This window comes from Treponema endosymbiont of Eucomonympha sp. (assembly GCF_001028545.1).
In genome coordinates, this window is sequence record NZ_BBPW01000517.1 from 1 (window position 1) to 513 (window position 513).

At 60.4% G+C, this 513-nt stretch carries 1 protein-coding gene; it reads right to left on the reverse strand.

Annotated elements, in window-relative coordinates; all coding sequences use genetic code 11:
* A partial coding sequence (locus tag AWU74_RS07860; protein WP_162505067.1) for a hypothetical protein occupies positions 1-251 on the reverse strand: 251 nt, incomplete at its 3' end.
* Positions 252-513: the final 262 nt, after the last annotated feature.

A 513-nucleotide genomic window follows, 5' to 3' on the forward strand; every position in this document is an offset into this window, starting at 1 on the left:
GCGGTCAGCCCCGGCGGCAGGTTCGTGAACCACGCCGAAACGTCCGCGCCGGGCGCGTTAAACTCCTCGTTCGTCAGCGTGAAGCCCGCGGCAGCCGGCTCAATCGGCGTGCCGGCGTACCCGGCGACCGTAACGTCGTATATCGCCGCCGAGGTCGCCCCGTCCCGTATGGCGAAAACCGCACATAAGCGAGTCGGATGCGGAGCGCGAAGGCGTGAAGAAACAGGGGTACCACCAACACGACCTGCCATACACGTTTCAAAAGAGATTTCGCCTCGTGTGGGACGAATTGAACGCGAAACGCAGGTACCCGTGGCTGGAAAACCCGCTCGTTACCGTTGTCGAATTCAAAAGGATAAACGCATGAACCTCTCCGCCGCCCTCCGCGCCAACAGTCTCACTATGGGGCAAGCCGCGCGCATTCTCGACGTCGACAAAAGCACGGTCAGCAAGGTCTGCTCCCGCACCTACCACAAATGGGAGGAAAAAGAAACGGAGCTTGTCGACAAACTC